General features: G+C 63.8%; 13 protein-coding genes. 7 read left to right on the forward strand and 6 right to left on the reverse strand.

Going from position 1 to position 11,670, the window contains the following annotated elements; genetic code table 11:
• The first annotated feature begins 451 nt into the window (after positions 1 to 451).
• From V7116_RS23270 to V7116_RS23290, 5 genes are all read left to right on the forward strand, one after another.
• Positions 452 to 1,645 carry a hypothetical protein gene (locus V7116_RS23270; protein WP_324394383.1) on the forward strand — a complete coding sequence of 398 codons (1,194 nt, stop codon included), beginning with the start codon at positions 452 to 454 and terminating at the stop codon, positions 1,643 to 1,645.
• 65 nt (positions 1,646 to 1,710) lie between these two features.
• Entirely contained in the window at positions 1,711 to 2,217 is a 507-nt protein-coding gene (locus V7116_RS23275) for a hypothetical protein (protein ID WP_324394384.1), read from the forward strand.
• A 37-nt stretch (positions 2,218 to 2,254) separates the two neighbouring features.
• Complete coding sequence (locus V7116_RS23280) at positions 2,255 to 3,346, forward strand: M20/M25/M40 family metallo-hydrolase (protein ID WP_324394385.1); 1,092 nt, start codon at positions 2,255 to 2,257, stop codon at positions 3,344 to 3,346.
• Entirely contained in the window at positions 3,343 to 4,374 is a 1,032-nt protein-coding gene (locus V7116_RS23285) for a M42 family metallopeptidase (protein ID WP_324394386.1), read from the forward strand. Before V7116_RS23280 ends, V7116_RS23285 begins: the two co-directional genes overlap by 4 nt.
• A 190-nt stretch (positions 4,375 to 4,564) precedes the next feature.
• Positions 4,565 to 5,572, forward strand: a complete 1,008-nt coding sequence (locus V7116_RS23290; RefSeq protein WP_324394387.1) for a M42 family metallopeptidase — start codon at positions 4,565 to 4,567, stop codon at positions 5,570 to 5,572.
• 21 nt (positions 5,573 to 5,593) lie between these two features.
• On the opposite strand, the gene V7116_RS23295 is transcribed toward V7116_RS23290, so the two are convergent.
• The 5 genes from V7116_RS23295 to V7116_RS23315 form a co-directional block, all read right to left on the reverse strand.
• Positions 5,594 to 5,965 (reverse strand): SHOCT-like domain-containing protein, encoded by a 372-nt coding sequence (locus tag V7116_RS23295; RefSeq protein WP_324394388.1) that lies wholly within the window; start codon positions 5,963 to 5,965, stop codon positions 5,594 to 5,596.
• Between the two features lie 87 nt (positions 5,966 to 6,052).
• Positions 6,053 to 7,045, reverse strand: a complete 993-nt coding sequence (locus tag V7116_RS23300) for a GNAT family N-acetyltransferase (RefSeq protein ID WP_324394389.1) — start codon at positions 7,043 to 7,045, stop codon at positions 6,053 to 6,055.
• A 403-nt stretch (positions 7,046 to 7,448) separates the two neighbouring features.
• The gene (locus V7116_RS23305) at positions 7,449 to 8,615 is read right to left on the reverse strand and encodes an SHOCT-like domain-containing protein (RefSeq protein ID WP_324394390.1); all 1,167 of its coding nucleotides are present in this window, start codon (positions 8,613 to 8,615) and stop codon (positions 7,449 to 7,451) included.
• 55 nt (positions 8,616 to 8,670) lie between these two features.
• Positions 8,671 to 9,087: a hypothetical protein gene (locus V7116_RS23310; protein WP_324394391.1), complete on the reverse strand. Its 417-nt coding sequence runs from the start codon at positions 9,085 to 9,087 to the stop codon at positions 8,671 to 8,673.
• A 28-nt stretch (positions 9,088 to 9,115) separates the two neighbouring features.
• Positions 9,116 to 9,508 carry a DUF2089 domain-containing protein gene (locus tag V7116_RS23315; protein ID WP_324394392.1) on the reverse strand — a complete coding sequence of 131 codons (393 nt, stop codon included), beginning with the start codon at positions 9,506 to 9,508 and terminating at the stop codon, positions 9,116 to 9,118.
• Positions 9,509 to 9,796: 288 nt separating this feature from the next.
• Here V7116_RS23315 and V7116_RS23320 point away from each other — a divergent pair, with 288 nt between their 5' ends.
• Positions 9,797 to 9,985 carry a Flp family type IVb pilin gene (locus V7116_RS23320; RefSeq protein ID WP_324394393.1) on the forward strand — a complete coding sequence of 63 codons (189 nt, stop codon included), beginning with the start codon at positions 9,797 to 9,799 and terminating at the stop codon, positions 9,983 to 9,985.
• A 162-nt stretch (positions 9,986 to 10,147) separates the two neighbouring features.
• Here the strand turns inward: V7116_RS23320 and V7116_RS23325 are convergent, their stop codons facing one another.
• Positions 10,148 to 11,209, reverse strand: a complete 1,062-nt coding sequence (locus tag V7116_RS23325; RefSeq protein WP_324394394.1) for a prohibitin family protein — start codon at positions 11,207 to 11,209, stop codon at positions 10,148 to 10,150.
• 249 nt (positions 11,210 to 11,458) lie between these two features.
• Here V7116_RS23325 and V7116_RS23330 point away from each other — a divergent pair.
• The coding region (locus V7116_RS23330; protein WP_324394395.1) for a prolipoprotein diacylglyceryl transferase family protein at positions 11,459 to 11,670 on the forward strand (212 nt) is incomplete at its 3' end.

Raw genomic sequence — 11,670 nt, forward strand, 5'->3', positions numbered from 1 at the left:
AGCAGACCTCACCCCCGGCCCCTCTCCAATCAAGTTGGAGAGGGGAGACAAGCAGCGCCCAACGGAGTTTTGTAGGGGCGGGTTTATAACCCGCCCTGGTTTTGTCCAGATTTAGCAGTTAAAGAGCATCCATACGCCCCTACGGAAACTGGGCCAGGGGAAAAGGTAGGACTTGCCGCCCGGGTTTGCTGACCACGGGCGGGGCAAGCCCCGCCCCTACGAAAGACAGAAGCCTTACTGCGTTCAATTCGCGCCCCGGTGCGGCGCGCGGTAGACTTGTGACGGTCCGGCACCCCCGGAACCGCATGTTCGTTCGTAAGTTATTGGTTATCAGTCGTTAGCCGTGCGGAGCCTACATTCCCGCTCCAGGCGCTCCACATCGCAGGGCTATCAACTCATAACGACTAACGCTCTAGGGCAAAGGCCGACCAAGTTGGTGCACGAAGATCCCATGGAATTCATCCGCGCAGCCCATAACCTTACCATCGAGTTAAGTCCGACCACGTGGCGACTGTTCAACGGATCGCTCAAGTCCGATCCGCCGGATGCCGTGATCTCGCTGATGGAAGCGCGCGAGGGGCACATCACCTGCTCGCCCGCGTTCGCCAAAGCGCGCCGCCTGCCGGAAGACGGCCAACTGGAGCCGGAAGACATCGCGCGCATCGTCGTGGGATGGGCCCCAGAAAGCGGCAACTGGCATCTGGGCCTGCTGCTGAACGGCGATCCTGAAAATGGGTCCGCAGTGCGCTGGTGCGGGCTGGCAAGCTGGCCCAGCGGCGCAGCCAGCGAATCGGTGACGCAGGCCAAGCTGGCCGGGCAATCGCTGGCGCGCATCATCGACCGGCCCTTCCGGCTGGTCCCGCCCAAAGGCATGGACGGCACCTTGCAGCGCACGCAGCCCGTCCAGCCCACCGATCGCATGGAGCCGTCCGCGGTGCGCGTCGTTACGCCGGTCGCGCCGCAAGCGCCGCCGTTCCAGTTCGACGGGTGGCGCATGGCGGTGGGCAAACAGGGCTACGTGTGGATGCGGCCCGATCGCTGGGTCGTGACGGCGGCGGTCAAAATCGTTGGCTACCTCGTGCTGGCGGCGCTGTTCGTCTTTTTGGGCGCCCGGTCGCAGACGAGCGGGCTGGCCGACGTGAATCCCGGCTGGCTGCCGTGGGCCGGAATCGTCGTGGGAATCGTGCTGGCGGTGCTGGCGGTGCGGCTGCTCTGGAAGCTGATCACCCTGTCCGACGTGCTGATCAATGCCACGGCACGCGAAGTGCTCTGCCGCAGCCGCATGGGGCGCGTCGTGTGGCGCGTGCCGTTCGATGCGGCGCAGTACGTGCTGATCTCGCAGACGCCCGCCCACCCCGAAGGGCGCACGAAAGCGCAGCGCGGCGTGGAATACGATCCGGTCGATACGCCGATGCGTATCGCGCAGGACGTCTGGATTCACATCTACGACGGGCAGGCGTTCCGGCAAGTCGCCGCCCTGGAACACGTCGAAGGACTGAGCCACACATGGTCAGGCGTTCAAATCGCGCAGAAGACCCCGGGACGGCGGCGGGTTGCGCTGGAAGATTACGATACCCCCGCCCATCATGCCGCGCGACTGCTGGCGACCACGCTGAACACGGACCTCTGGCTGGATCTCGCCTGATCGCTTTGACAGCGTTTGGCGGTCCATGCTAGGATGAGGCGCGAGCAAGGGAGCGGGCGAGGCTGATGATGGGGTTCGATCCATTTTCCAAACTGACTGACCAGCAGCGTACGACTCGCATCGTTCTGCTGGCGATCATTTTGCTCACGCTGCCGTGCTACTGCCTCGGCGCGGTGCTGCTGGCTTCCGCTCCTGAAAGCCCTGCCACCACCAGCGAGGCGCGCTCGACGCTCAGCGCCCTGACGGCCTCCCCGGCCCGGTCGGCCACGATCACGCCGTTCTTTACCGCGACGCCCACCCGCGCCGGATCGCCGCTCCAGCCGACGCCGATCCAGATCCAGTTCCCGACGCAGGCCCCGATCATCCTGCCCACGGCGACGCTTACGATGACGCCGACCAACACGGATCTGCCGCTGCCGACGCAGGCTCCGACGCTGACACCGATCCCGACGAACACACTGCCACCGTCCGCGACGCCGACGACGCAGCCCCCACCGACGGACGCGCCTGCGCCTACCAGTGCGCCGCCAACCGACGAGCCGATGCCCACGCCTACCCAGGAAACGCTTTAGCCGGGGGGCGCTCACACCGAAAGCGATAAGCCCGATTATGACGCTCGATTTGAAAGCGTTCGTCAAACAACTGAGTGAGATTCCCGCCCCGTCAGGGCACGAAGCACCCGCCCGCGACGCGATCCGCGCGGCATGGGCCGGGCTGGTCGATACGATCGAGCCGGACGGCCTGGGCAGCCTGATCGCCGTCAAGCACGGATCGGGCCAGGAACCGCACCGCCGGATCATGCTCTGCGCGCATATGGACGAAATCGGCCTGATCGCCGCCGAAGTGCGCGACGGCTTCATCCGCGCCGAAAAGCTGGGTGGGGTCGATACACGCGTGCTGCTCAGCCAGCCGGTGCTGGTGCACGGGCGACGCGTGCTGAAGGGCGTTTTCGGCGCCGCACCGCCGCACATGGCGCGCAGCCGCAAGACGTACCCCGCGCTGGAAGACCTGTGGATCGATGTGGGTCTGACCGCCGAAGACGTCGCGGCGGTGGTGCGCCCCGGCGACCTGATCACCTTCGACGCAACCGCCACCGATCTCAAGGGGCGGCGCATCGCGGGCAAGTCGCTGGATAACCGCGTGTCCATCGCGGCGGTGACGCTGTGCCTGGAGGAGCTGTCGCGCCGGGCGCATAACTGGGACGTGGTAGCGGTCGCGTCCGTGCAGGAGGAAACACACCTCCTGGGCGCAGTGACGGCGGCGTACCGCGTCGCGCCGGATCTCGCTATCGCCATCGACACGACCTTTGGCATGCAGCCGGGCGTAGGCGACGACGAGGGCTTTGAACTGGCGGGCGGTCCGACGTTGGGGTTGGGTCCGAACTTCCACCCGCGCCTGTACGACGTGCTGCGCAAAACGGCCCGCACGCACGAGATCAAGCTGCAAACCGAGGTGATGCCCGGCAACAGCGGCACCGATGCGTGGGAGATCCAGGTCAGCCGGACGGGCGTGCCGACCGCGCTGCTGAGCATTCCGATCCGCAACATGCACACGCCGTCGGAAGTGGTGGATCTGCGCGACATCGAACGGACCGCGCGGCTGATGGCGATTTTCATCGCGGAGATGGGGCCGGACTTTCTGGACGACATTTCGCTCGAACTGACGGGCTGTGCCGACGACGACGAAGGGGACGACGAATGATCCTGCGCGAACTTTCGGAAGCCATCGGCCTATCGGGTGCGGAAGACGCCGTGCGTGCGCTGATCGTCGGCCACATCTGCGATTACGTGGATGACATGCAGGTGGACAGCATGGGCAACCTGCTCGCCGTACGGCGCGGCACGGGCCAGAGCAGCCTGCGGATCATGGCGGCGGCGCACATGGACGAAGTGGGCATGATCGTCATGGGCATCGACGGCGACGGCTTCATCCGCTTCGACCAGATCGGCGGGCTGGACGACCGCATTTTGCCCGGCATGCGCGTGCTGGTCGGCAAGGATCACATTCCCGGCGTGGTCAGTTGGAAGCCGATCCACCTGGGTACGGACGAAAATACCGTGTCCAAAAAGCGGCTGCGGATCGACATCGGCGCGACGAGCAAAGCCTCGGCGGAAGCGGCGGTCAAGCCCGGCGATCACATCGCGTTCGACAGCCCGTTCGTGGAACTCGGCCCGACGGTGCGCGGCAAGGCCTTCGACGACCGCGCCGGATGCGCCTCGCTGATCGCGCTCATTCAGGGCGAGCGTTTCCCGTTCGACCTGATCGTGGCGTTCACGACGCAGGAGGAAGTCGGCACGCGCGGCGCGCAGATCGCGGCGCAGCGCTTCGGGCCGGACGCGGCCTTCGTGCTGGAAACGACCGCCTGCCACGACTTGCCGCAGGACCCGAACGAGCCGGATCAGACGACAATCACGCGGCTGGGCGGCGGACCCGCGATCACGGTCATGGACCGCTCGATGGTCAGCGATCCGCGCCTGGTGCGCCACCTGACGCGCGTCGCGGAGGCGGAAGGCATCCCGCACCAGTTCCGGTCGCCGCTGCACGCAGGCGGCACGGACGCCGGGATCATTCACCGCACCGGGAAGGGCGTGCCGAGCGTGGTGATCGCCAACCCGTGCCGGTACATTCACGGCCCGAACTCGATCATGAGTCTGGCCGATTTCGAGAACCAGAGCCGCCTCGCGCGCGCCGGGTTGATGGCGCTGACGGACTCCGTACTTCGCCGGTAGTCGTCGGGTACAAGTCAAATGCAGGGCGGTGCGAAGCCGCTCCTGTCGAACCGGGATGTGGCAGGCGCGAAAAACGGGAAAAGCACGGGCAATGCAAGCATCGCCCCTACGGAAACCCGGCATCGGGCGCAACGCGTGCTTTTACTAAAAACTAATTACTGACCACTAACGACTATCAAAGGGAGATGCTGTGGAAGCCTTAATCAAGCGCCTCGCTGAAGCCTGGGGTCCCTCCGGCTACGAGCATCACGTCCGCGACCTGATCCGCGCCGAAGTCGAGCCGCTGGCGGACGAGCTGTGGATCGATCCGCTCGGCAGCCTGATCTGCCGCGTCGGGTCGGGCGAAAAGCGGATCATGACCGCCGCGCACATGGACGAGATCGGGCTGATCGTCGGCCACCTGGATCGGCAGGGCTACGCGCGCTTCAGCGCCATCGGCAGCCTGTTCCCCGCGATGCTGCTGGGCACGCGCGTGCGCTTCGAAAACGGCGTGATCGGCACGTTGGGCGTCGAAAACCCGTACAGCAAGCGGCGCAGCGTCTATAACCTGGACGACTTTTTCGTGGACATCAGCGCCAGTGTGGACGGCAACGCCGAGGTGCACGTGGGCGATCCGGCGGGCTTCGTAGGCGAGGTCGTGACGCGCGGCGAGCGCATGATCGGCAAGAGCCTGGACGACCGCACCGGCTGCGCGATCCAGATCGAGGCGATGCGGCGGCTCAAGGAAAGCGGCACGCCGCACAGCGTCTATTTTGCGTTCACCGTGCAGGAAGAAGTCGGCTCGCGCGGGGCGCAAACCGCTGCGTATGCCATCGAGCCGCACCTGGGCATCGCGCTGGACGTCACCGGCGCGGGCGATCCGCCCCACGGGGAGCGGGTGGGCGTTTACCTGGGCAATGGGGTGGCGATCAAGGCGCGCGACGCGGGGCTGATCGTCCCGGCGGCGATCCGCGACCTGTTCGTGCAGCGCGCGGAAGACGCGGGTATCCCGTACCAGATGGAAGTGATCGAAGGGGCCAGCACCGATGGCCGCGTGATCCAGCTTGCGCGGGCAGGCGTGCCGACCGGGGCGCTGTCGATCCCGCTGCGCTACGTGCACACGCCGAGCGAAACGCTCGATCTGCGCGACGTGCAGGCCACGCTCGACCTGCTGGTGGCGATCCTCACCGGCCCGGTGGCGCTGGGCAGCGAGGCATAACAATTCGATTCGGGCGGCGGGCTACTCGACCCACACCTCGACATGCTCGCCGCTTTCGAGATCTTCTACATCCACGATCTTGCCGCTCGCGCCGCTCTTGATCGCGTCCATAATCTCGTCATAATTCACGTCTGCATGCGACGGGGTAAACCGCGCGCCGAGCTTGACCCCCACGTTGACCAGCCCCATCGGGATGTTGACGTTGACCTTCGTCTTGCCACTGGACAGGTCCGTGATGCGCACACGCAGCAGGCGCGGATCACGCGCGGGAGGGGGCGGGGGTGTCTTGGGCGTGGTGCTGAGTGCCTGAAGCAGATTCGCGCCTTCCTCAGCGGTGATTTTGCCTTCCTGGATCATTTGCAGAATACGCATACGTTCTTCGGCGGTGGTCATACGAGTTGACGATCCTCTCAGCGGAAACAACCGTTTCCAATCCCTTCAATTTCTACTCCAACAGCGGTGTGACTGGCGACGTCGCCGCTACGATTTCGGCGGCGCGTGCCAGATCATGTGCACCAACGTGCGTTCCGGCATGAAATGGTTGTACCGGAAGGCCGCGGTGGCGGCTTCGTCGTCGGTCGGGTGCTCGGCCACGATCGGGCGGTGGCGCGCCCCCAGGCGTCGCAGCGCACCGTTGAGCAGTCCGGCTTCCAGGCCCTGACGTTCGGGCCGCACGTAGAGATCGATCAGTGCCGTGCGCAGCCCCAGCCGCACCTCGGCGGCCAGCGCCGCATCGATCGCGCCGTCCTCACCCGCCAGCACCCAGTGCCGGACGTTGCGCCCGGTCATCAGCGGCTTGAGGCCGAGCCACTGCGACGGGTTGAACTCGCGTTTTTCGGTCTGGCGCAGCCAGCCCAGCCCGCCCCACTCGTTGGGACGAATACGCGCCGCCAGCGCATAGAGCGCGGCGACCTGCGACACGACCAATGGTTGCAGTTCCGGGGAAACATCGGGCGCGGCAGGCACAAAGTGGTGCGTCGCGTGGCGCCAGCGCGTGAACGTGCGCATCTCGGTAAACCCGAGTTCCTCGTACAGCGCGCGGGCGTACACGTTTTCCGCCTCGACTTGCAGCACGGCGAACTTACCCCGCGCCGCGACCTCGTCCATCGCCGCGCGCATCAACTGCCGCGCGATGCCGTGCCGCCGGTGATCGGGCGAGACGGCCACGTTGGCGATCACCCACCCCTGGCCGTATCCGGCAGGCGTCAGCGAGACGTTGCCAATCACGTGATCGCGATCGACCCACACATACCCCCGCATCGCGGCGGGGATGGCGCTGCCCGCGCGTCCCAACGCCCACAACAGGGGACCGGCGCGTCCCATCGAGCGCATCTCCTGAATGGCGGACCGCCCCGCGGCATCCAGCGTAGAGGCAAAACACGTTTCGATCAGGTCGGCAATATCCAACAGGTCGTGCCGCAAGTGAACCGGACGCAGCCCGTTAGATTGCAGCTTCGTTGATAAAACTGCCATGGCTCCCTCACCCTCACGTGCATCGGCTGAATCCGCACCCCGTAAGGGGCCGTACAGGCCTGACGACGAGATTGTTAGCCCTATTGTAGCGTAGCCATGCCAGATCGGGCGATGTAGACTTCACGCGGCGACGGGCCGCTGGCGAATGAACCCTACGCACAGGGGCAATTCGTGAACTGCCCCTACAAGTCAACGGGTGCCACTCCGTGCCTGTGAGAATATTTGCTGTGAGCGGCCAGGGCCGATCCCGGCTGTGCTGACAACGGGCGGGGCAAGCCCCGCCCCTACGAAGCAGAGTCGCCTATCGTGCCCGGAATGCGTGTCCAGAGCCTGTGCTATGAGCTTACAGCCCCCCATCCCTGACCCTTAGGGAAGGGGAAAAAAGGTGGGTTTACAACACGCTTTAGCTCTGGGTATCCAGCGCCGCCAGGAGCCGCTCGGCCTCGTCCAGCGAGATCTTGCCTTCCTGCAGCATGCGCAGGATCATCAGCCGTTCCTCTTCGGTCACCGGCTCGGTAGACTGGCGCGACGGCGCGGCATTCGCGGACGACGATCCCCAGGTGAATTCGAAGCTGCGCGTGCCCGAGGCGCGCTTGCGCTTGCCCTTCTGCTTGTCCATGCTGCGACGGAAGCGATCGAGGGCGCGCTCGGCCTGGCGCTGCGCCCGGTCGGCGTAGCGTTCGGCCTGCGGCGTGAACTGTTCGGCCCATGCCTGGATACGCTCGTCCAAACCGCTGAGCTGGCGGTTGAGCTGTTCCTCCAGGCTGGACATCCGCGCTTCGATCTCTTCTTCGATTTGGATCCCAAGATTAACCACGTAGTCCTCCGTTTCACCCACCAACCGCAGCTCGCTGCCGTCGTCGATGACGATTTCAGCGCGACCATCGCCCACACGTACGATCTGGCTCTCGCCATCCTCGGCCTCGATCACGTCCGCTTCGACGTCCAGATCGACCTGCATATCCGCGGGAACGATAAACTGCGCGCTGGTCTCTGCCCGGACGCGGCACAAAATGTCGCCCTTGGCATTAAACCGGTACGTGTTACCGGGCGCGAACTCCATATTCAGCACCAGATCGGAGCCGACCCGGTCCACCTGACAGTTTCCGTCGATGTTTTGCAGGTATAGATCCGCGCCCACGGCAGCCACGGTCACCGCGCCCGACACCTCGCGGATCGCGGCATCGCCGCCGACCGCTTTCAGCGATACGTCGCCTGCCGCCCATTTCAGGCGCAGGTCGCCGCCGATGGAGCCGATCTGCGCGGCCTGCACGTTGCGAACCACGGCATCCCCGCCGACTGCGCCCAGTTCCAGCGCGCCGCCGAGATCGGTCAGCTTGGCGTCGCCGCCGACCTGCTGCACGACCACGGGAACCCCGTGCGGCGCGGCTATGCGGCAGTCGCCGCCGCAGCGAATGAGATAGGGCTGGCCGTCGGCCACCTGCTCGACGAATACACCGTCGCCGTCCACGACCATGTCACTGCCCGTACGACCGCGCACGGTAAGATCGCCGCCCACCTGCTGGACGATCACTGCTGCTGTTACATTACGCCGTTCAATCCGAGGCATAGCAGCCTCCTCTCCGCTGCAACACTACCCAAACCCATCTCAACCTGTGAATCGCTTAATCGACAAAGATATGCACGCGCTCGTTGTCGTCCGCGTCTTCGACCTCGACCAGCGTGCCGCTCAATTCCTGCTCGTGCAGCGCCTGGACGAGATTCTCGATCATCTCGGAGTTCACCTCGTCGGTGAAGCGCGCGCCGATCTTCATGCCAAACTGGAGCAAGCCCAGCGGCACGTTGACCTTCACCCGGTTACGCCCGGTTTCCATGTCGCTGACGTGGATGTGCAGCCAGCGACGCCCGTCGCCCTTTTGTTTTTGCGCGCCAGCGGGAGCGACCGGGATCGACTGGACGGGAGCGGGTTCCGGCTCAGGCTCCGGCTCCGGATCGTGCGCGTACAGCAGCATCTCGGCGGCACGATCGACATCAATTTCGCCCGCAGACAACATCTCAAGCACTTCTTTACGCGTGGTCATCGTGATCCTCCTACCCGCTTACCGCGCATCAGCTGCGCAGCAGTTCGATCGCCTCTTCGGAAGTGATAACGCCCGATGCAAGGTCATCCAGCACCTGGCGGCGCGTCTCAGGAGACGGCCCTTCGGTGGGGCCTTCCGTAACCGGAGCCACTTCATAGCCCATCGTCTCGATGATTTCGTTCAGGCGGCTGCGCACGGTGGGGTAGGAGATGTTAAGCTCTTTCTCCACGCGCGTGATCTTGCCTTCACAGCGCAGGAACACCTCGACAAATTCAAGCTGTTCCGGCGAAAGCAGGGCCAACCGCCCCAGGGAAAAACGCCCTTCCACCGTCACGTCGCACTCGGGGCAGTGAAGCCGCGTAATGTTCATCGCCTCGCCGCACACCGGGCAGTGGCCCGGCACAGGAAACACCGAAAACATAGGCACCCGTCCTCACGAGACATACAACTTGACGTCAATACCACAAAGCGTAACAGAGACTTTTTCAAAAGTCAATCGATTTGTTCAGTTTTTTTATATGACACCTTGAGAATTTTTATAATCAGCTTATAGAAGTGCAAAACAGGGCATGGGCGGCAATATGACAAGATCGAACAAAAGTCAAACAAATTGTCCGCTCAGGTCACAAAGCGCACGGGGAAAGTCATGTATAATGAATCCAGGACGGTAGTCCTGATCCTATCAAACAGCCGGGAAGGAAGGGAGAAAATGCGGTACTACTGTTGGCTGCGCGCGTCGCCGCTGCTACGGCACTGGGATGACGGCCAGGGACTGGTTGAGTATGCGCTGATACTCATGCTGGTGGCCGTCGTCGTGATTATCGGCGTCATGGCCTTCGGCTCAGAGCTGAAGGACTACTACCAGCAAGCGGTAGACGAGTTGAGCGCGATCATGTAATCCCCCGCTATTATCGTGGTACCCGCGCATATCATTGGGCGCGGTGAAATCATCAAAAAAGGCCCCAGATCTGGGGCCTTTTTTGATGCCCTCCACCGGGCATAAAAAACGCGGCAGACGTGTGGCACCGTCTGCCGCGTGTGAGTTCGAGCGGATGATGCGTTAGCTGCCGTTGGAGCCGGACGCGCCCGCTTCAGGCGTGGGCGACGGCGTCGGCGAAGTGCTGGTCGATGGCATCTGGATTCCCGCCTGCTCCGTCAGACTTTGAATGTCGAACAGGAACGGGCTGTTCGACGGCAGAAGGATCATCTGCACGTTGTCGCTCAGCGTCTCGACGTAGCGCCACTGGATCAGCAGCGGGTTCTGCGACAACTGCTGGTTGATCAGCTCCAGCGCGGCGGTTTCGCCTTCGGCGCGGATGCGGGCGGCGTCGGCGTCACCACGCGCCAGGGCGCGCTGCTGTTCGGCTTCCTGCTCGCGCTGCTGCACGCGGAATTCCGCTTCCTGGGCCTGCTGCTGCGCGACCTGTTTCTGCTCGATGGCCGCGACGTATTCCGGCGAGAACGTGATATTGCGGATCAGCACGTTGATCACTTCCAAGCCGTCGTCTTCGACCAACTTGCGCACGCCATCTTCGATCTGCGTTTGCAGACGATCATGCTCCGTACCGTAGATCTCCTCGACCCGGAACTGTGTCAATGAGCCGCGCACCTGGTTACGCACGGTCGCGCGCACCAGCCCATCCTGGTAGCGATTCTGCCAGCTCAAGTGCAGTTGGTTCACGCTGGCTGGGTTGATGCGATACAGGACCGTAACGTCAATTCGCACCTGCTGGCCGTCCTGAGTGAGTGCCGTCACGGCATCATCCCCCTGGATCGCGCCCTCGTTGGTATCCCCGGACATGGTATATTCCTGCTGGGCGGTAGAGTAAATCGTCACCTCCTGAATGCCGGGAATGATGACGTGCAGGCCGGGGCCGATCGGTGTTTCGGACAGGTCACCGCTGAGCACGTTAAACACCACGCCAACTTCGTTGGCCTTGACTTCGACCAGGCCGCTGTTGAGCACGAAGAACACCACGGCAACCAGCACGCCGATCACGGTGAGCACCGCGCCCGACCGGGCGTTCTGGTTGCGCTGAAGCGCCTGCACTATCATAAAAACGCCGAACCCGGCCAGCGCCAGCCCGGCAATTGCAACCACGCTTAATACGGGGCCAATCATGTGTCTCTCCTCTGCTGCTGCTCCATCGAACTGTCCCCCAAGGGCGACAGAGGGAAATCGGCTGAAAACCACTTAAACCCAGTCTAAGTATAACAGGCTCACTGCCGGAACTGTGATTTAAACGTCCCGACTGCCTGACATTCCGCTGTCAAAGCTGACACAGCGGGCGGAAATTGACAGATCGTCGTTTTCGCTCTACCGTTGGGAACGGATTTTTGCGCCTGTCTTCTTAATTTACTACGGCAAACTGTGAATCCGGTTGCACTGGACCTGGGTCCGCTGACGATTTCGACCTATACAGCATGGCTGGGCGCGGGCATTCTGCTGGCGCTGGGCGTGCTGGCGTGGCGTGCCCTGCGCGAGGGGCCGGGCGCGGTAACGCGCTGGCTCGACGTGGCGCTGGCGGCGCTGGTCGCCGGGCTGATCGGTGCGCGACTGCTACACGTGTGGCTCAACTGGAC

It is taken from the genome of Aggregatilinea sp., assembly GCF_036822615.1.
Taxonomy (GTDB): domain Bacteria; phylum Chloroflexota; class Anaerolineae; order Aggregatilineales; family Aggregatilineaceae; genus Aggregatilinea.

Excerpts from the sequence above, each read along its gene's own strand:
- V7116_RS23270 (WP_324394383.1), top strand. The coding sequence starts at position 452 with ATGGAATTCATCCGCGCAGCCCATAACCTTACCATCGAGTTAAGTCCG.
- V7116_RS23275 (WP_324394384.1), top strand. The coding sequence starts at position 1,711 with ATGATGGGGTTCGATCCATTTTCCAAACTGACTGACCAGCAGCGTACG.
- V7116_RS23280 (WP_324394385.1), top strand. The coding sequence starts at position 2,255 with ATGACGCTCGATTTGAAAGCGTTCGTCAAACAACTGAGTGAGATTCCC.
- V7116_RS23285 (WP_324394386.1), top strand. The coding sequence starts at position 3,343 with ATGATCCTGCGCGAACTTTCGGAAGCCATCGGCCTATCGGGTGCGGAA.
- V7116_RS23295 (WP_324394388.1), bottom strand. The coding sequence starts at position 5,965 with ATGACCACCGCCGAAGAACGTATGCGTATTCTGCAAATGATCCAGGAA.
- V7116_RS23300 (WP_324394389.1), bottom strand. The coding sequence starts at position 7,045 with ATGGCAGTTTTATCAACGAAGCTGCAATCTAACGGGCTGCGTCCGGTT.
- V7116_RS23305 (WP_324394390.1), bottom strand. The coding sequence starts at position 8,615 with ATGCCTCGGATTGAACGGCGTAATGTAACAGCAGCAGTGATCGTCCAG.
- V7116_RS23310 (WP_324394391.1), bottom strand. The coding sequence starts at position 9,087 with ATGACCACGCGTAAAGAAGTGCTTGAGATGTTGTCTGCGGGCGAAATT.
- V7116_RS23315 (WP_324394392.1), bottom strand. The coding sequence starts at position 9,508 with ATGTTTTCGGTGTTTCCTGTGCCGGGCCACTGCCCGGTGTGCGGCGAG.
- V7116_RS23320 (WP_324394393.1), top strand. The coding sequence starts at position 9,797 with ATGCGGTACTACTGTTGGCTGCGCGCGTCGCCGCTGCTACGGCACTGG.
- V7116_RS23325 (WP_324394394.1), bottom strand. The coding sequence starts at position 11,209 with ATGATTGGCCCCGTATTAAGCGTGGTTGCAATTGCCGGGCTGGCGCTG.